Here is a 19124-nt window from a genome sequence, read left to right on the forward strand (position 1 = left end):
GAGAGCGCGGCTCATGGTCATTTACGTAACTAGCCCGCTTTAAGCAAATTGTCCGAATAGCATCAGCTCCGGTCGAGTTCGAGTCGGGCAGAAATCCATGGGGGCAATGTGGTCATCGCCAGCGATAGCCGGCGGTCTCCCGTCGCCGGGCAGGGCATCGCCGTCGCTCCGGCCCTGACCTCGATCGGAGGGTCGTCGGAGCCGCCCGACCGTCGGCAGCGCAACGTCCGGGCGCGCCGCGCCTACGCGGCGTGCGGTACGACGGCCGGACCGCTGATCGCGCCGGGGCACGTGGCGGCGCCGGTCCAGTTCCGGCCGTCCCTGTCGCCCGCGTCCCGGCTGATCCTGACGCTCCTGGTTCTCGTCAACAGTGCGGCCGGGCTGCTGTTCGTCGGGTGGCTGCTGCTCCCGGCGCACGTGCCGGGGCCCGGCGTGACCGGGATCGGCAGCTGGCAGACGACGGCGGCCCGGCTCGGCTTCTGCGTGGTCGTCGGCGTGGAGTTGATCCGCCTCGCGCAGAACGTCGTGATCTGGGTCTTCGCGTTCCACGCCAAGGATCCGGTCCCCGTCGATCCGCCCGTCGGCCTGCGGGTGGCGCTGCTCACCACCATCGTGCCCAGCAAGGAGCCGCTCGACGTCGCCGAGCGGACCCTGCGGCGGATGCGGCAGATTGTCTACTGCGGCCAGGTCGACGTCTGGATCCTCGACGAGGGGGACGACCCCGAGGTGAAGGAGATGGCCGCGCGGCTCGGGGTGCGGCACTTCAGCCGCAAGGGCCGACCCGAGTACAACCAGCCGAGCGGCGAGTTCCGGGCCAGGACGAAGTCGGGAAACCACAACGCCTGGCGGGCCGAGCACGAGCACGGCTACGACGTGGTCGCCAACGTCGACCCGGACCACGTGCCGTTGCCCGGCTTCCTGGAACGGACCCTCGGCTACTTCCGCGACCCGGACGTCGCCTTCGTGGTGACCCCGCAGGTCTACGGCAACATGCACCAGAACTGGGTCGCGCACGGCGCGTCGGTGCAGCAGTACCTCTACAACGGACTCATCGCGCGCGGCGGCAACGGGCTGGACGCGCCACTGCTCACCGGCACCGGCCACCTCTACCGACCGGCGGCCTGGCGCAGCGTCGGGGGCTACCAGGACTCCATCATCGAGGACCACCTCACCAGCATCCGGGTCCACGCCGCCGTCAATCCGCACACCGGCAACCGGTGGAAGGGCGTCTACACCCCGGACGTGGTGGCCATCGGGGAGGGCCCCACCTCGTGGGCCGACTACTTCAACCAGCAAAAGCGGTGGGCGGCCGGCATCTGCGAGATCCTGGTCCGCCCCGAGCTGCGCGCACCGCGCGAGCTGGGCACGCGGCGCCGCTGGCAGTACCGGCTGCTCCAGTTCTACTACCCGAGCGTCGCCGTCGGCCTCCTGCTGGGCAACCTCGCCACCGCCCTGTACCTGCTCACCGGCGTCGGCACGGCCCAGCTCGACGTGACCGTGTGGTCGGTGCTGTGGGCCGGCACCATCGGCACCTGGTTCGCGCTCTGGCTCTGGCTGCGCCGCTTCAACATCGCCCCGCACGAACGGGAGGAGATCGGTGTGGTCGGCATGGCGCTGGCCCTCTTCACCGGTCCCGTCTACGTGGCCGCCGCGGTCGGCGCGCTGCTGCGGCGCAAGCTCGCGTTCGTGGTGACGGCCAAGGGGAAGCTGCGCACCACCGAGTCGCTCGGCACCTTCCGGCTGCACTTCGGCTGGGCGGCCTGCGCCGCCGCCGTGCTCGGCGCGAGCTTCCTGCTGGACCACGGCCTGACCCTGCTGTGGGTCTGGCCGGTGCTGACCCTCCTGACCGGCCTGGGCCCGCCGCTGATCGCCATCGTCTCCGGTGTGACGCGCCGTGGGCGACACCGCGACGACGCGGCCCGCGCCGCCGCGCGTACCCGTAGCGAGGACCGCCACCCGCCGAGGACGCGGGTGCCGGCGGAACGGAGTGTGCCATGGCGAGGCTGACCCTGCCGCGGAGCATGTTGGCGCTGATCACCGCGCTGCTGCTCACGTACGCCTTCGTGATCGCGCCGCGCACGGCGTCGGGAGCCCGGGGGGAGGCCGCGGCGACGGCCGCACCGAGCGCCCCGGCGACGCCCGCACCGCCGCCGCGCCCGGAGCCGGTGCTCTTTCCGCCGGCCGGGAAGACGTTCATCGGCGTCATGACGAACGAGGGTCCGTACGACTTTACGCCGGTGAATGCGTTCGCCGCCGCCGCGAAGCGTCAGCCGCAGGCGATGCTCTTCGGCGCGGGATGGGCGTCGGCGGCCTTCGACCGGGTGCTCTTCGACCGGATCCGCGACCGGGGCATGCTGCCGATGCTGGCGTGGGAACCGTGGGACTACCGGCTGGACGAGACCTCCCGCAAGAAGGGCTTCAGCGCCCGCAAGATCGACAGGATCCGCTCGGACCAGCCCCGGTACCGGCTGGCCCAGATCACGCGGGGGAGCTTCGACCCGTACCTGCGGTCGTGGGCGCAGGGCATCAAGGCCCTCGGGTACCCGGTGGCCATCCGGTTCGCCCACGAGATGAACGGCGACTGGTACCCGTGGTGCGAGACGGCCAACGGCAACCGGCCGGGTGACTACGTCAAGGCCTGGCGGCACGTCCACGCCGTGTTCGAGGCCGCCGGGGTGCAGAACGTCATCTGGACGTGGAGCCCGAACGTCAGGTGGGACGACTCCACCCCGAAACTCGCCACGCTCTATCCGGGCGACGACTACGTCGACTGGGTCGGGCTCTCCGGCTACTACGGCACCGGGGCGCTCTCGACGTACCGGTCCTTCGACGCGATCTTCAGCCCGACGATCCGGGAGATCCGCGGCTTCACCCACAAGCCGCTGGTCGTCACCGAGACCGGCGCCTCCGACGGCAAGGGGCGCAAGGCCGAGTGGATCCGGCAGGCCTTCGAGCTGCTGTCCGGCCACCGGGACATCATCGGCCTGATCTGGTTCGAGGCGCGCAAGGAGGTCGACTGGCGGATCGTCAGCTCGCCCGCCGTCGCCAAGGCCTTCGCCCGGGCCGTCGCCGCCCCCCGGTACGACGTCGGCTGGTCGCCGGCGATGGTGCCGCGTACCCGGGTCTAGGAATAGGCCGTCCGCCGCCGTGAGCGTGTCCCAGCCCGTCAGGTCGGACCGGCACCCCGCCGCGCCCGGCCGCGCGGCGCCGGCCGCGTCGGCGCGCCGGGCGGGCGCGCCGGTGTCGCGTACCCGCGTCGCCCTGCCCGTCAGTCTCGTCGCGTTCGCGGTCGCGGCCCTCGGCAGCGGCGGCCGCGAGATCTGGTTCGACGAGTCGGTCAGTTGGCTGACCACCACCCTCGCGTGGCCGGATCTGCGGCATCTGCTCGGCAACATGGACCTCACCCACGCCCTCTACTACCTGGCCCTGCGCGGGTGGACCGCGCTGGCCGGGGACTCCACCCTCGCCCTGCGGTTCCCGTCCATCGTCGGCACGGCGGTGGCCGCCGGCGCGCTCACCCTGCTCGGCGCGAAGCTGTACGACGGCACCGTCGGGGTCACCGCCGGCCTGCTCTTCGTCGCGATCCCGTCGGTGTCCCGGTACGGGCAGGAGGCCCGCTCGTACGCCTGGGTCGTCGCCCTCACCGTGCTGGCTACGCTCGCCCTGGTCGGGGCGCTGGACCGGCCCTCGTGGCCGCGGTGGGTCCGCTACGGCGGCTGCCTGCTGGCGTTGACCTGCCTGCACGCCGTCGCGGCGACGGTGCTGGCAGCCCACGCGCTGCTGGTCGGCTCGGCGGTCCGCCCCGGCGGTGCCCGGCGGGCCCGGTGGGCCTGGGCGCTCACCGTGCTGGTGGTCGCCGTGGCCGCGGCGCCCCTGCTGTACGCGGCGTCCCGGCAGGCCGACCAGGTCTCCTGGATCATCCGCGACCGGGCGGCGCTCGCCCGCTTCCCCCGGGAGCTGTTCGGCTCCCTCCCGGTCGCCGTGACGTTCGCCGGGACCGGCCTGCTCGGCGTCGCCGTGCTCTGGCGCCGGCGGCGCGCACTGCTCCTTCCGCTGCTGGTCTGGGCCGTGGCGCCGCCGGTGTGCTGCTACCTGAGCCACCCGCTGGTGCACCTCTTCCTGGCCCGGTTCGTGTTGTTCACGCTGCCCGCCTGGGCGCTGCTGGCGGCGGTCGGGATCGCCGTGCCGGTCGCCGCGCTGCGGCGCGCGCTGCCGGCGGGCGGGCCTGCGGCGGTGCTCGGCGCGGCCGTGCTGGCCGTCGCCGGGGTGGGCCTGCCAGGGCAGGTGGAGGCCCGACGCAGCCCGGTGCCGGGGGAGGCGGACTACCGCGCCGCCGCCGCCGTGATCGACCGGCGGTACGAGCCCGGTGACGGCATCGCCTACTCCGGTTGGCGCGGGTGGAGCGCCCCACTGCCGATGGCGTACCAGTTGCGCACGGCGCCGCGGGACGTTTTCCTCGCCGTGCCGCCCGGCCGGTCCGGCGGGTTCTGGGCGATCGACTGCGTCGATCCCGCTCCCTGCCTGGGCGACGTCCGGCGGATCTGGCTGGTCGTCGGCGGGGCGGGCGACCCGTACGAGGGCATCCCGCCCGCCCGGGCCGAGCTGCTCCGCCGCGAGTTCGCCGTCACCGGCACCGACCGGTTCGTCGGGGTGGCTTTGGTGCTGCTGGTCCGCCGTCCCGGTCCGTGACCACTGGGGCTACCTGTCCGGTTGTGGGTGTGACCCGTGGACGCCAAGCCCGTCGCGGTGACCGTGCAGGCCGACAAGCCGGACACGGGCCAGCTGATCCCGCACGGTGTGCAGGGCGCCCAGTCGCGCATCTTCGCGATGAAGGCGCTCGCGGCGCGTCCTGTTTCACCGCAGAGGCGAAGAGAGTCGGTCACATCGACGTGCCGCCCTGGGCCGTCCGTGCTCTGTCGGTATGCATCCCGGGAGCTGAGACTCAAATCCCACCAGCAGCCTTCTTGTCACCTACGCAGAGGCGGCCGCGGACCGCATCGCTGATCTTGTTGGCAATCCTCTAGATGGGAAGGAACGCAGCACCCGGCAACAGGAGGTAGGTGAGGCCATGACTAAATTCAGCCTCATTTGCCGTATTGACCTTGGGATTGACAAGCATCCTCACGAGCCGCGTATTCGGTTTTACAGCCCTCGGTCCTGGTTGCAGGCCGGGCGGTGGAAGATGAGGCTCCGACGTGGCGATCTCCCTGCCCTGCCTGAAGCTCACATTGCATCACGACCGCGACGCTCGTGGCTTGTTGGAGCGGCCGGGTCTCGATCTGGACCCCGGCCGCCTGAGGAGAGAGGCAACGCTGTGCGAGCAATCCCGCTGTTCGTCGTGGCACTGGTGCTCTGCGGGTGTACTGCACCAGTCCCGCCCGCCGCCGGCCCGGCCTCGCCGGCCGCGTCGCCGCCGGTGCCGGCCTTCCAGCAGAGCCTGCCCGGCAGCGCCCGGCGCGAGTGCGTCGCGGTGCCCGGCGACGCCATGCTGGTGCGCTCGGGCGACTTCATCGCCGGGGACTTCGTGGAGTATCGCCGGCAATGGCAACCTGACCTCGGCCCCGACCTGGGCAAGCTGTTCTGGCTGCCGGCCCGCCCCCAGCTCAACGCCGCGCTCACCGTGACCGCGACCTCCGGCGGTCGCACCGAGACCTACAGTGCCGGCTCGCTGGCGACCAACGACGCCGGGCAGGCGATGTACCCCAGCGGCATCCCGTTGCCGACCGCCGGAACGTGGAAGCTCGTCGCGCAGGCCGGCGACGGGTGGGGGTGCTTCGAGCTGACACTGCTCTGACCGGCGTTCGGCGCGCGCCCGGGCCCAGCTCGGCGGACAACACCAACGCCAGTCAGCTCCGATCCCAAATGAACGGCTACCTCATTCAAAGACGGGGCGCTCAACAGCTACCACGTCTCCTGCGCCAGGGCCATCGCCGACATAACACCCAGGACTTGCTCGATATCGACCGAGCCTCCACAACGAGCCCCTGAGCATCGGGCAGTGAGGAGTTACGAGACGTCGTTTAGGCTTGCGCGAGCTTCAGCGTTGCGCCGAGCGTCATCGGCAGTGGGGCAATGTGTCGTGTCGCCCCTCGGACACGAACCATAACCCCACGGTGCGCGCTGAGATCCACTGCAGCGCGCACCGTTTGCGTTTCGGTCTCGTAGGTGAGTCACCGTCGGCGGGCGGTGATCGGCTCCCTCGGCCCGCTGTCGCACTTCGGTTACCTGGGTACCGCCGTCGGTGGGCCGACCAACGACAACTCGATGCCCGGCGTCGGCGCGAACACGGTGGCGCCGTTGGCGCCCGCCGGCCGCTTCCTGGCGGCCTTCCCGCAGATCGGCCCCAAGGAGACGCACGCCCAGGTGGTGGCGCAGAGCGGCCGCAGCAACTACTACCACCTCACCCAACCCTGGACGTACACCACCAACGCCGACGTCGACGTGATCTGCTTCGACAACGCCGGCGCGGTCACCCCGCACCGGTTCCTGGCCACCTTCACCTCCCGGCTCTGAGGCCGGGCCGCGTCGGCCGTGGCCGTCCTCACCTCGCCGTCACCGCGGCGAGGACGCCGGGGGCGGTGATCGACGCCGACGAGCCGACCGGCCACCCGCGACCCCGGCACGGTCCACATGCGCACCGATGTGGGCCGCACCAGGTAGGTCGCGCACCTGGTCGAACTGGGATGACCGCTGGCACGGCCGTCCGACATGGAATATCGCATTTCGGTTACAATCGGCCTAAAAGGTGCGTACGGTGCCGGACATGGTCTCTCGCACCTGGCGCAACCTGTTGGTCGCAGCTCTCGGGATGGGCGTGCTCGCCGGTGCCGGTCAGCTCGGCATCGCGTTCAGCTTCGGCATCGTCCAGCTCACCGGCGTCTCCACCGGAGCCACCGTCAACCAGTGGCCCGCCCAGCTCGCCTGGGTGGGCTGGTTCGCGGCACACGCCGCAGTAGCCGGCACCGTCGTCACCGCACGACTGGCCCGCCGATACGGGGTGCTGGAAAGCACCGGCAGATTGGTGGCCATCGCCGCCGCTGCCGCGCTGGGCGCCACCGTCATCGCGCCGCTCTGCGTCCGGCCGGCCCAGGCCGCCGATCGTTTCTCTGTGGACCCGATCTGGGCCCTCGGCATCTGCGCGATCGTCGGCGCGCTGGTCGGCGCGGGTGCCGCGATCGCCGTACTGCTGAAGCCGCCGCTGGGCTGGAACATGGCGGCGGTGGGCGGCGTGGTCTGGCTGCTGGCGCTCATCTCGGTCGTCCCGGCGCTCGCAACCGCCGGGCCGTTGCCCGCCGTACGGATCGGCGTGCTGGAGCAGGCCGGGCTCGACGCCGACGCGGCACACCGCCAGGCTCTCTTGACTCTGCCAGCGGTGGCCCTGCTCGTCGGCGCGGCGACCGGCGGGCTGGCCCGTTGGTGCAGGCATCCGCCTCTGGTCAACGGCGCGACCGGCGCGACCGGCGCGGTGCTGATCGCGTTCGCCTACCTGACCGCCGGTCCCGGCGGCGCCGTCGACCGGTACCAGATCACGCCGTACTACGGCGCGCTGCTCGCCGTCGCCGCCGGCGTGCTCGGTTCGGCCGCCGCCGCGTTGTTCCGCTGGCCGTTCCTGTCGCGTACCTCCGAAGAGCGGGTCGTCGAGCCGACCGACATCCTCCGTCCGTTGTCCGACCCCGCCGTGCCGCGGGCCATGACGCCAGGCACGGGCGCGGCCGACGAGCCGGAGCCCGTCGACCTGGCCGGCACGGGGAGGTTCGTCGGCGTGATGGCAGCGACGCACGCGACCGCGACCGAACCGCTGGGCTACGGTGCGTCGGCCGACTCCGCGACGCGGACCGCCGCACCGACCGTTACCGCCGCACCGGCCGCATCTGGCGACCTCGCCACACAGGCCGACTTCGCCGCACCGGCCGACCTCGCCACGCCGGAGACATCGCAACCGGCGCCCGCGACGGCGGCCCACCTTCCCGCAGGACCCGGCGGGGACGGCTCTGGAACGGCGGGGGCCGACAACACCGAACCCGACGGGGCAACCGCCGCCCCGGGGACGGGCCGGATGTACCAGCCGCCGAAGATCGACCGGACTCGAGTTCAGGCAGTTCGGCCAGTCGTTCCGGCCCGGCGGGTGCCGTCCTCGACCGAGCCCGGTCCGGGTGCCGAGGCAACCCACTCGGCCGGCACGCAAGAGGGCGCCGAACCGGCTCTCCCACCTCGGCACCGGCCGCCCCTGCCCAACCTGGACCAGGCCGCGAACTGGGATGCCCTCGCGAACGCCCGGCGCGCCGGTATCCTGCCCACGGCCGATGCCCCGCAGGCCGGCCCCGTCGGGGCCGTTCCGGTCGCCGCAATCCCCGCGCCGGCCGCCCCGGCATCCGTTGTCAAGGCGGAACGGACCAGCGAGCGGGCTGGCGGCCGGCTGGGCCTGTTCCGGCGCAACAGATCCCGGGCCGACGCGGACGGCGCGGGCACCCGGCCGGACCGCGAGCCGCTGCCGAGGCAGGACGCGGAGTTCGTCGACTGGGTGAGCCGGCTGGGCAGGTCGGTGGTGGACAGCGAGCCGGGTCGGGAGAGCCCTCACGGGTCACTCCGCCCCACCGGCCGCCACCACGGCGACTGACCGGCTAGGGCGTGTCCTGCCGATCATGGATCGGCAGTCCTGGTCATGACATGCTTCAGCCGTGTACCGGACCGAGGATCAACGGCGCTTTCAGCGTCTGGTCGAGGCGCTATCGGGACGGGCGGATCCCCAGGCTGAGGTCGAGATGGGCGCACCCCTGAATCCCCGGCTTTGTCGGCGATCAACACGTCGGGGCGTTTACGGGGCCGTCCGGGTCCAGGTTCGTGACCCGGATCGCGTCCAGTAGCGCCAGCAACTGCGGGTTGTCGCCGGCCTGGCCAGGGGTGAGCAGGATCGACAGCGGCCGGCCGCGTCCGTCGACGGCGAGGTGGATCTTCGTACTCAGTCCGCCTCGGGATCGACCGATAGCCTCGCCATCTTGCGCACCAGGCGTCGCCGGACTTGATAGGGAGCCCCCCTTTTTGCGGGCACCAGCGGAATGCTGGTGCGCCCGCACGACCGACGAGTCGATGCTGATCGTCCACTGCACCGGTGTGCCGTCGTCATGGACCTGCGCTGCGGCGAGGATCCGATCCCAGGTGTCATCCGCGGTCCACCGCCGCAGCCGTTCGTGGCAGGTCTTCCACGGCCCGAAGCGTTCCGGCAGGTCACGCCACGGCGCACCCGTGCGCAGCTTCCACAGAATCCCGTTGATGACCTGCCGGTGATCCCGCCACCGCCCCCGCGCACCGCCAGGCTCCGGCCGCCCGCCGAGTTCAGGCTGTCAGACGGTTCCGGTACGCGGTGGCTGAGGTGGGAAGCCTTTCGCGATGATCAGTCGATCAGCCTGCGCTGAGCTATTGCAGTTCCGTGATTTGCCCTGGCCGGGTGCGACAGCCGCGGCACCAACGTACTCATCCGGGATCGCCGCCCCGCCGCCATGGCCGGAACATGTCGCCCACCGCACGAAGGATCGCCGCCTTCTCGCGGGGTGGGACGCCTTTCGTCACGATCAGTGCGACCACCGTCTTGGCAAGCACCGGTAGACCCACAGCGGCGGTCGCGACCCAAGGGCTGTACGTCACAAGTCGCTCAAGGTCCACTGGTCCCACCTCGCCGCTTCCCAGTCGCAGTTCCACCGGTTCTGACCACACCTTCGCGCTCACTCGGCGTGGTGGCGCTCTGCGGGACAGGCCGGGACATAATCGAGGTGGATCGCCTGGTAGGACAGGCTGCCATCGGAACGCCACAGAGAAACCGCAGACACCGCTGGGACGGATGCGAGGTTTACGGAGTGGACCGGGAACTGGCGGACGTGTCGACACCGGCCGCGCTCGGCGCGGCGCTGCAGTCGCTCAGGGAGACGGCTGGCCTCACGACGCGGGAGATGGACTCGAAGACGCGCCTCAGCGATGTGCGATTGACCCGTACGAAGATCAGCAAGGTTGAAGGAGGTGAGCTGCCGCGCCTGGACTGGCTCCGCGCGTACGTCAATCTCTGCGGAGTCGGCACTGGTACGCGTCGATACCGCGCCTGGGAAAACGCGTGGACGACGGCACACCAGCACGCCACGGCGGGAACGGTGACGCCTGACCCGGACGGCACGGTGCCACCCAGGCAGCTACCTATGGACACCAGCCCTTTCGTGGGCCGAAAGGCCGAGCTCGACCAGCTCACCGCCCTGCACAAGAGGGCGGGCAACGGGGTAGCTGTCATATCCGCCGTGCACGGCACTGCGGGCATCGGTAAGACCACTCTCGCACTGAGGTGGGCGCACAAGAACGCAAGGCGGTTCACCGACGGACACCTGTACGTCAACCTGCGTGGTTTCAGCGCCGACCATCCGGTCGCGCCTGCCCATGCCGTCCGTGAGCTGCTGGACGGGCTCGGCGTGCCGGCCGAGAGGATACCGGCCAAGTTCGATGCTCAACTGAGCCTGTACCGCAGTGTGCTGTCTGGCAGACGCCTGCTGCTTGTGCTGGACAACGCCGCAACCGCCGAGCAGGTCCGTCCACTGCTGCCGGGCAGCTCATCGTGCTTCACCATCGTCACCAGCCGAAGCCAGCTCACCGGGCTCGTCGCCCGCGACAAGGCCGTCCCGCTCAAGCTGGACGTCCTCTCCCGGAAGCAGGCCAGGGAACTGCTCGATGATCGGATCGGCCGCGGGCGGCTGGACGAGTATCCAGAAGCGACGGCCACGCTGCTGACCATGTGCGGCGGATTGCCGCTGGCGCTCGTCATCGCGGCGGCGAGGATCATGCTCGCGCCGGACCAACCACTGGACCGACTCGTCGCGGAGGCGACGGGCGGCGAACCCGTACTGCGGAACTTCGAGGTCGACGACTCGGAGTCGGACCTGCCCACCGTCTTCTCCTGGTCCTACCGAACCCTCAACCCGGACGCCGCGCGGCTGTTCCGGTACCTGGGTCTGGTACCCGGCCCCGACTTTACCGTCGCTGCCGCTGCCAGCCTGGTCGGCGCCGAAGCTGGCCTCACCGCCCGGTTGATGAGGAACCTGGCAGATCAACACCTGATCGAGGAGTACTGCCCGGGTCGTTACCGGCTCCACGATCTACTGCGCGCCTACGCGAACGATCTGAGCGAGGAGCACGAGACCAGCTCCGGACGAGCCGCCGCCCACACCCGAGTAATCGACTACTACCTACAGGCCGCCCTACATGGTGACCGGCTGCTGGATCCCCTTCGGGAGACCTTCCCGACGCCTTCTGCGGAACATGGAATCCAGCCGCCCAGTTTCGAGTCGGCCGAGGGCGCGGCAGAGTGGTTCGAGCAGGAGCACGAGAGCCTGTCGGCGGCGGCTCGACTCGCAGCCGCACGCGGCCGGCACCGACCGGCGTTCCTCCTACCGTGGAGCATGACGACCTTCCTCCACCGCCGCGGATACTGGCGCGAGTACGCCGACCTCTACCGCCTCGCTGTCGAGGCCGCCGAGCCGATGGGCGACCCGCGTGCGCATGGTGTCGCACTGCGCAACCTCGCCAACGCGCTGACACAGCTCGGCGAATACGACCACGCCATGGCCCGCCATCGACTAGCGGTCGACTGCTTCCGGAAAGTCGGTGACATCCAAGGCCTTGCCCGGACCGAACGCGCCATGGGATACGCCAGTGAACAGCTGCGCGACTTCCCCGCAGCCGAGCAGCACGCCAGCACCGCCCTGGGTCTCTACCGGCAGATAGGCGACCGCACGGGCGAGGCGCAGGCGCTCAATGCGTTGGGTTGGTACCGAGCACTGCAGGGCGACTACGACAGCTCGCTCACGCACTGCTCACAAGCCTTGGCTCTGTTCGACGAGGTCGACGACCTCACGTACCGGGCCCATACGCTGGACAGCATCGGGTTCAGCCTCCAACACCTGAAGCGGTACGCCGACGCGGCATACCACTACCAGGAGGCCATCGCCGTGTACAAGACCCTTGGTGACCGGTACTACGAGGCGGAGACCCTGCACCATCTCGGCGACAGCGAGGCTGCCGCCGGGAACGCGAGCGCTGCGCAAGCGGCGTGGCAGGACGCACTCACCCTTCTCGTTGCCATCGGGCATCCGAAGGCCGAGCAGGTACGCGCGAAGCTCCCACGCTGAACTCGGCCAATCTGCTGGCAATACCGCCGCACGCCCAGCAGCGGCTCGTGCCGGATCGATCGACCCGCACCGGCGCCTCGCCAGGTTGACTCCGCTCGGTCGGCCGTACGACCTGCGGCACACCGCCGTGGCTCGATGCCGCCGCGCCAGCAACCGAGGGAGCCGAGCGGCGGTAACTTACGCCTGCCCCCTGTTCCATCCCCGGCACTCCCCGGATCCGGCTGCCCTCAGCTCCACCGCCCTGCTGCGACAGGGTCAGCGGTGACCGGACAGCGACACGAGTCACCGCCTCGTCCAGGATGACCCGCCACCAGCGGGGTCCAGGGTGTGGCCCGCGGCCACCGCACGATCTTCGGTTGTCCGCACAAACCATCGATGGTCAACGCGGTGGCCGCCCGCATGCCCGCGCCACGCCCAACGCCGAAGCCAAGTGACGGTGGAGTATCAACTTCTGTTCCAAGTGATTGACCGGCGCGGGCCTGTGCCTGGTCGCGCAGGCCCCTGCGGGGGCGCGATAGAAAGCGGCCGGCTACGGCGGCCGGTCCGGGTGCGACAACGGAGAGAGGTATGCCATGCGGTTCAGCGGCCGTTTGCTGGTGGCCCTGACTCTGGGGGGCGTCACGCTCGTGTCAGCGTGCGGCGGCCCGCCGCCTGAGAAGCGGTCGACCGAGGAGCTGCTCACCATCGGGCAGGCCCGTCTCGACGAGATTGCCATTCCGGCAGGCTGGCAACTCCGGGGCGGCAAGGCGGCAGACAGATCGCGGGGCAAGTTCCACTGGGACCGTGACTACCAGGTCAATACCAGTCCGGACGCGGCGGTTCGCGAACTGGACAAGCAGATCGCGGCTGCCCAGTGGAGGCGTAGGCCCAAGGAATCGTGCCTGAACAGTTCGGGAGTGGCGTGCTGGATGTACGACCGGGGCGGCCTGACCATCACGCAGACAGCGCTCGCCAGCACCACCTGCCCGGTGGGCCACCCGGTCTGTGCTGAGGTGAGCATCTCCATGCGGCAGAACTACAAAGAGCCGATCTGATCAGATCCAGCCATGGCGGACCGCCTCGGCACCCGCCTGGAAACGGCTGCTCACCCCGCGCTGGTCGGAAGGCTCGGCCACCACCCGACGCACGGTGCGCGCGCCCACACCCGGGACGCGCTGCTGGTGGCCACCCGCCAGAACATCGAGCAGATCACCGGTGGGCTGAGCCGGATCAGCGACGGCACCTACGGTGCCTGCCAGAAGTGCCACGAGCGCATTCCGGCCGAGCGGCTCGCGGTTCTACCGCACGCTCGCTTCTGCGTGCCCTACCAGGAGAAGCAGAACAGGTGACGCCCCGGTGTGGCTGCCGTGCTGTCGGCACGGCAGCCACCCCGTCAGGTGCGAAAGCCCCGGCCTTTCATTCAGTGAAAGCTCCGGTTCCCCAGCGGGGACACCGCACGGGACGATCCGGATCCATCGACGTCCGTCGGCATGGAGGTCCGGTCGCATGGCATTCGCGCGTAACCAGTGGTACGTGGCCGCCTACGGCAGCGAGGTGGGGCGGAACCTGCTCGCCCGAACGGTGCTCGGTGAGCCGCTGGTGCTGTACCGCACCGGTGCCGGGCAGGCGGTGGCGCTCGCCGACCGGTGCGTACACCGACGCTTCCCGCTCTCCGAGAGCCGGCTCGACGGCGACACGATCGTCTGCGGCTACCACGGCTTCACCTACGATCCGACCGGCGCCTGCGTCTTCGTACCCGGTCAACAGCGCATCCCGCGCACCGCGCGGGTGGTCTCGTTCCCGGTGGTGGAACAGGACTCGTTCATCTGGGTCTGGATCGGCGACCTGGACCGGGCCGACCCGGCTGCGATTCCCCGCGCACCGTGGCTGGCCGACCCGCGCTACGCGGTGGTGCGGGGCATGGCGCCGCTGAACGCACGGTACGGCCTGCTGGTGGACAACCTCCTGGACCTGTCCCACGAGACCTATCTGCACGGCGGTTACATCGGCACGCCGGAGGTGGCGAACACCCCGATCACCACCGAGGTGGACGAGGACCGGGGGATCGTCTACGTCAGTCGGCACATGGACGACGCCGAGTGCCCGCCGTTCTACGCGCGCTCCACAGGCATCCAGGGCCGGATCACCCGGTGGCAGGACATCGAGTACCACCCGCCCTGCCTCTACCTGCTGCACAGCCGGATCGCGCCGCAGGGTGTCTACCCGCCCGCCGAGGGCGAGGACCGCGAAGCGTTCCACGCCGAGATCGTGTACGCCATCACCCCGTCGACCGAGCACACCACCTATGACTTCTGGGCGGTGGCGCGGGACTTCGCGATCGACGACGAGTCGGTCAGCGAGTACCTCCACCACAGCAATCACACGGTTGTCATGCAGGACGTGACCGCGCTCAACATCCTGGAGCAGGTGATCGCCACCGAGCCGGACAGGTACCAGGAGCTGAGCATCAACATCGACACCGGTGGCCTGGCCGCCCGGCGGCTGCTGGCGCGGATGGTCGGGTCGGGGACGGTGGGAGCGGCGCGGTGAGATCCCGGGAAGGCTTCCTCACCGGGGACCGGGTCTACCGGATCCACTGGGTGCCGGGCACCGACAGCCTGCGCGGGATCTGCCACTGCGGGGCCGAGCGCCGCACCGAGGAGCCGGTCGAGTTGTGGGAGTGGCTGCTCGGCCACCCGCAGGGTCACCAGAGTGTGGCTGAGCCGGTGCCCGGACCGCCGAGGCGGCTGGCGATGCGCGAGTGACGGTGGACGTGCTGACCGGTGTCGAGCTGGTGGTCGTCGGCCGCGATCAGGTGGCGGCCGAGGTGGTGGCGATCCGCCTCTGTCGCGCCGACGGCGGTGACCTGCCCGAGTGGGCGCCGGGCGCGCACATCGACCTGGAGTTGGGCGCCGGGCTGGCCCGTCAGTACTCCCTCTGCGGTGACCCCGCGGAGCGGGCCGTCCTGCGGATCGCGGTGCAGCGCGAACCGAACGGGCGCGGCGGCTCCCGGCTGGCGCACGAGCGGCTCACCGTCGGCGCGACCGTCCGGGTGAGCGGACCGCGCAACACCTTCCCGCTGGTCGCGGCGCGGCGCTACCTCTTCATTGCCGGCGGCATCGGTATCACCCCCATCGCACCGATGGTCGCCGCGGCCGACGCCGCAGGCGCCGACTGGCGGCTGGTGTACGGCGGACGCAGCCGGGCCACCATGGCCTTCGCCACCACCCTGCGGGAGAGGTACGGCGACCGGGTGAGCCTGCACCCGCAGGACGAGACCGGGCTGCTCGACCTGGCCGGGTTGTTGGGCCGGCCCGGCACCGGGCTCGTCTACTGCTGCGGCCCGGAACCACTGATCACCGCGGTCGAGGAGCACTGCCGCGGCTGGCCACCCGGCTGCCTGCACGTCGAGCGTTTCACCGCCCGGGGCGACACCAGCGCGCCGGAGACGACGATCGAGGTCGAACTCGCGCTCTCCGGGCGGACGGTGACAGTGCCGCCGGGCACACCGATCCTGCAGGCGGTGGAGGAGGCCGGGGTGCAGGTCCTCTCGTCCTGCCGGGAGGGCACCTGCGGCACCTGCGAGACGCCGGTGCTCGCCGGTGTGCCCGAGCATCGCGACAGCCTGCTCACCGCCGAGGAGCGGGCCGGCGGGGACACCATGATGATCTGTGTCTCCCGGGCCCGTACGCCCCGACTCGTGCTGGAGCTGTGAGCGCCCGACGTGGGCGGGGATGATGACGGGGTGCGCGCAGAACCGGGACGGTCGGTGACGAGCAAGGTGCTGGCGTTGCTCGACGCGTTCAGCCCGGCCACCCCGGCGTTGACCCTGAGCGAGTTGGCGCGTCGCACCGGGATGCCACTGCCCACCGTGTACCGGCGGGCCGCGGAGCTGGTCGCGTGGGGGGCACTGGAACGCGGCGACGACGGGCGGTACCGGATCGGTCTGCGGCTGTGGGAGGTGGGCTCGCTCGCCCCGAGGGGCCTGGGGCTGCGGGAGCTGGCTCTGCCGGTGATGGAGGACCTGTACGAGGTGACCCACGAGAACGTCCAGCTCGCTGTCCGGCAGGATCTCGAACTGGTCTTCATCGAACGGATCGCCGGGCGACACGCGGTGCCCGTGCTCACCCGGGTGGGGGGTCGCTTCGCGCTGCACGCCACAGGCGTCGGGCTGGTCCTGCTCGCCCACGCGCCCGCCGAGGTCCAGGAGCAGGTGCTGGCCGCCCCGCTGGAGCGGTACACCGAACTGACCATCACCGACCCGAAGCGGCTGCGTCGCTGCCTCGCCGAGGTGCGCCGGGTCGGGTACGCGGTCAGCGACCGTCAGGTCACGATGGACGCCCTCTCGGTGGCCGCGCCGATCCGCGTACCGGAGGGTGTGGTGGCGGCGATCTCGCTGGTGGTCGCCCATGACCGGGCGGACCCGGTGGCGTTGGCGCCACTGGTGCAGGCCGCCGGTCGGGTGGTCTCCCGGGCGCTGAGCAACTCGACCCGTCCGGCCGTCTGATGTAGACAGACTGCAAATCGTTGACGCCCGGTCAAATTCTGCATTACGTTGCCGGTGCGCGTGTTACCCGGAGGTCCGGCACCGACGAGAGGGAGCACTCATGTCTCTGCACGGCAAAGTCGCCATCGTCACCGGGTCCGGGCGGGGTCTCGGCCTCGCCTACGCGCAGGAGTTGGCGCGGCGGGGCGCCGCGGTCGTGGTCAACGACGTCGACGCCGAGGCCACCGCCGACGTCGTGGCGGCGATCGAGGCGTCCGGCGGTCGGGCCGTCGCGGTGGTCGCACCGGTCGGCCCCACCGAGACCGCCAAGGAACTCGTCAGCACGGCGGTCGAGCACTTCGGACGGCTGGACATCCTCGTCACCAACGCCGGCGTGCTGCGCGACACGGTGCTGTGGAAGATGAGCGACGACGACTTCGACACCGTCATCAACGTGCACCTGCGCGGCACGTTCACCACCGTACGCGAGGCGGTGCAGCACATGCGGCAGGCCGGCGAGGGCGGGCGGATCATCTGCGTCGGGTCACCCACCGGGCAGCGGGGCACCTTCGGCCAGACCAACTACGCGGCCGCCAAGGCGGGCATCGTCGGCATGGTCCGGACCTGGGCGCTGGAGCTGAAGCGGGCCGGCATCACCGCCAACACCGTCGTCCCGGTCGCCGCGACCGCGATGACCGCCACCGTTCCCTACTTCGCCGCGGCGGTGCGGGCCGAGGCGAACGGCGAGCCGATGCCCGCGTTCTTCCGACACGAGCTGGGATTCGGCACGGCCGAGGACGTGGCCGGGCTGGTCGCGTTCCTCGGCTCCGACGCGGCGGCCTCGGTGACCGGGCAGGTGATCGGTGTCGGCGGGGACCGCCTGCAGATCTGGACCCACCCGGAGGCGGCGCTGACCGCGCACCGCGAGGGCGGCTGGACGTACGACGCGCTGGTGGAGGCCTGGCCGACGAGGTTCGCCGGTGCCGCGCAGAGTGTCGGCGAACGCTTCCCGAAACTCCCTGAGGAGTTCGAGCCCGCGCCGTCCTGACCCGGCCCGAGCAGACCTGCCCGCACCGACCCGCCGGACGAAGGTTGGCCCCATGTACCAGCCCGCGATCGACCTCGACGACGTCACGGCGATCGACATGCACGTGCACATCGAGGTCGACGACCACGGTCACACCTCACTGCCCGAACCGCTCGTGGCAGCGGCGTCGGCGTACTTCAAGACCGACGGCCCACGGCCCGCGGTCGACGCGGTGGCGCGGTACTACCGCGAGCGGCACATGGCGGCCGTCGTCTTCACCGTGGACGCGCGTACCCAACTGAAGCACCAGCCACTGTCCAGCGTCGAGATCGCCCGCGCGGCGGCCGAGCACGCCGACGTGCTCATCCCGTTCGGGTCGGTCGACCCGCGCACCGGGGGAGCGGCAGTCGAACTCGCCGACCGGTTGATCCGGGAGGAGGGCGTCCGCGGCTTCAAGTTCCACCCCACAGTGCAGGGCTTCGACCCCAGCCACGACGAGTACGCGCCGCTGTGGGGCCTGCTGGAGCGGGCCGGCGTCCCGGCGCTCTTCCACACCGGGCAGACTGGCATCGGCGCGGGTACGCCGGGCGGCTACGGTCTGCGCCTCGGCCGGTCGAACCCGATCCTGCTCGATCCGATCGCGGCCGACTTCCCCGACCTCCAGATCATCATGGCCCACCCGTCGGTGCCCTGGCAGGACGAGGCGTTGTCGGTGGCCACGCACAAGCACAACACCTGGATCGACCTGTCCGGCTGGAGCCCGAAGTACTTCCCGGCCGAGCTGGTGCGCTACGCGAACTCGCTGCTGAAGCGCCGGGTGCTCTTCGGCACCGACTACCCGATGCTCACCCCGGACCGGTGGCTTCGCGACGTGCAGTCGACCGACCTCAAGCCGGACGTGCTCCCGGGCATCCTGAAGGACAACGCGGCCCGACTGCTGGGCCTGGCCCGGTGACGACGAGAGGAAACGCCATGACGACGACCATCACCTACGAGCGGCTCGGCGACCTCGCCGGCACCGACCTCGGCCACACCGGGTACCGCACTGTCACCCAGGACCAGGTGGACCTGTTCGCGGACGCCACGGACGACCACCAGTGGATCCACGTCGACCCGGAGCGGGCGAAGACCGGCCCGTTCGGCGCGCCGATCGCGCACGGCTTCCTCACCCTCTCCCTGGCGGTTCCCTTCTGGACCGAGCTGCTCGAGGTCAAGGGCGTCACCACGAAGGTGAACTACGGCCTCGACAAGGTGCGCTTCCCCGCGCCGGTCGTGGTCGGGGCTCGGGTGCGCATGCGGGCCACAGTCGTCGAGGTCGTCGAGGTCCGCGGCGGCTACCAGCTCGTCGTCGACCAGACGATCGAGATCGAGGGCGGGACCAAGCCGGCGGTCGTCGCGCGCGGGCTGTACCGCTTCTACGCCTGAGCCCGGGGGCATCCGTCGAGCCGGGCGAGCACACCACCTCCACCCC

Annotated in this window: 16 protein-coding genes and 1 pseudogene; 16 read left to right on the top strand and 1 reads right to left on the bottom strand. The window is 70.8% G+C overall.

Annotated elements, in window-relative coordinates:
* The first annotated feature begins 108 nt into the window (after positions 1–108).
* The 6 genes from ABZT87_RS29655 to ABZT87_RS29680 all read left to right on the top strand — a co-directional run bounded on the left by ABZT87_RS29655 (position 109) and on the right by ABZT87_RS29680 (position 8617).
* A complete protein-coding gene (locus ABZT87_RS29655) occupies positions 109–2007 on the top strand; it encodes a glycosyltransferase family 2 protein (protein WP_355139634.1) in 1899 nt (632 codons plus the stop codon).
* On the top strand, positions 1995–3128 hold the full coding sequence (locus ABZT87_RS29660; protein ID WP_355139636.1) for a glycosyl hydrolase: 1134 nt from the start codon (positions 1995–1997) through the stop codon (positions 3126–3128). The genes ABZT87_RS29655 and ABZT87_RS29660 overlap by 13 nt, the downstream gene beginning before the upstream one ends.
* Before the next feature lie 19 nt (positions 3129–3147).
* The gene (locus tag ABZT87_RS29665; RefSeq protein ID WP_355139638.1) at positions 3148–4689 is read left to right on the top strand and encodes a glycosyltransferase family 39 protein; all 1542 of its coding nucleotides are present in this window, start codon (positions 3148–3150) and stop codon (positions 4687–4689) included.
* Between the two features lie 625 nt (positions 4690–5314).
* Positions 5315–5794, top strand: a complete 480-nt coding sequence (locus ABZT87_RS29670) for a hypothetical protein (RefSeq protein ID WP_355139640.1) — start codon at positions 5315–5317, stop codon at positions 5792–5794.
* Positions 5795–6165: 371 nt separating this feature from the next.
* Positions 6166–6513, top strand: a complete 348-nt coding sequence (locus ABZT87_RS29675; protein ID WP_355139642.1) for a hypothetical protein — start codon at positions 6166–6168, stop codon at positions 6511–6513.
* A gap of 250 nt (positions 6514–6763) precedes the next feature.
* Positions 6764–8617, top strand: a complete 1854-nt coding sequence (locus tag ABZT87_RS29680) for a hypothetical protein (RefSeq protein WP_355139644.1) — start codon at positions 6764–6766, stop codon at positions 8615–8617.
* Positions 8618–8775: 158 nt separating this feature from the next.
* On the opposite strand, the pseudogene ABZT87_RS29685 reads toward ABZT87_RS29680, so the two are convergent.
* Positions 8776–9320 (bottom strand): annotated as a pseudogene (locus ABZT87_RS29685) (IS5 family transposase); the annotation flags it as partial.
* Between the two features lie 531 nt (positions 9321–9851).
* Between ABZT87_RS29685 and ABZT87_RS29690 the strand changes: the two are divergent.
* The 10 genes from ABZT87_RS29690 (at position 9852) to ABZT87_RS29735 (ending at position 19078) form a co-directional block, all read left to right on the top strand.
* A complete protein-coding gene (locus ABZT87_RS29690) occupies positions 9852–12161 on the top strand; it encodes a tetratricopeptide repeat protein (RefSeq protein ID WP_355139646.1) in 2310 nt (769 codons plus the stop codon).
* Positions 12162–12733: 572 nt separating this feature from the next.
* Positions 12734–13195 (top strand): hypothetical protein, encoded by a 462-nt coding sequence (locus tag ABZT87_RS29695; protein WP_355139648.1) that lies wholly within the window; start codon positions 12734–12736, stop codon positions 13193–13195.
* Between the two features lie 12 nt (positions 13196–13207).
* On the top strand, positions 13208–13489 hold the full coding sequence (locus ABZT87_RS29700) for a TraR/DksA C4-type zinc finger protein (RefSeq protein WP_355139650.1): 282 nt from the start codon (positions 13208–13210) through the stop codon (positions 13487–13489).
* Positions 13490–13646: 157 nt separating this feature from the next.
* A complete protein-coding gene (locus ABZT87_RS29705) occupies positions 13647–14690 on the top strand; it encodes an aromatic ring-hydroxylating dioxygenase subunit alpha (protein WP_355139652.1) in 1044 nt (347 codons plus the stop codon).
* Entirely contained in the window at positions 14687–14905 is a 219-nt protein-coding gene (locus ABZT87_RS29710) for a hypothetical protein (RefSeq protein WP_355139654.1), read from the top strand. Before ABZT87_RS29705 ends, ABZT87_RS29710 begins: the two co-directional genes overlap by 4 nt.
* Positions 14902–15855, top strand: coding sequence for a PDR/VanB family oxidoreductase (locus ABZT87_RS29715; protein ID WP_355139656.1), 954 nt, complete (start codon positions 14902–14904; stop codon positions 15853–15855). The genes ABZT87_RS29710 and ABZT87_RS29715 overlap by 4 nt, the downstream gene beginning before the upstream one ends.
* A gap of 30 nt (positions 15856–15885) precedes the next feature.
* A complete protein-coding gene (locus ABZT87_RS29720) occupies positions 15886–16647 on the top strand; it encodes an IclR family transcriptional regulator (protein WP_355139658.1) in 762 nt (253 codons plus the stop codon).
* A 100-nt stretch (positions 16648–16747) separates the two neighbouring features.
* On the top strand, positions 16748–17674 hold the full coding sequence (locus tag ABZT87_RS29725) for an SDR family NAD(P)-dependent oxidoreductase (RefSeq protein ID WP_355139660.1): 927 nt from the start codon (positions 16748–16750) through the stop codon (positions 17672–17674).
* 52 nt (positions 17675–17726) lie between these two features.
* Positions 17727–18608, top strand: a complete 882-nt coding sequence (locus tag ABZT87_RS29730; protein WP_355066779.1) for an amidohydrolase family protein — start codon at positions 17727–17729, stop codon at positions 18606–18608.
* A 17-nt stretch (positions 18609–18625) separates the two neighbouring features.
* Positions 18626–19078 carry a MaoC family dehydratase gene (locus ABZT87_RS29735; RefSeq protein WP_355139662.1) on the top strand — a complete coding sequence of 151 codons (453 nt, stop codon included), beginning with the start codon at positions 18626–18628 and terminating at the stop codon, positions 19076–19078.
* Positions 19079–19124: the final 46 nt, after the last annotated feature.

This window comes from Micromonospora sp. NPDC005237 (assembly GCF_040607775.1).
Taxonomy (GTDB): domain Bacteria; phylum Actinomycetota; class Actinomycetes; order Mycobacteriales; family Micromonosporaceae; genus Micromonospora.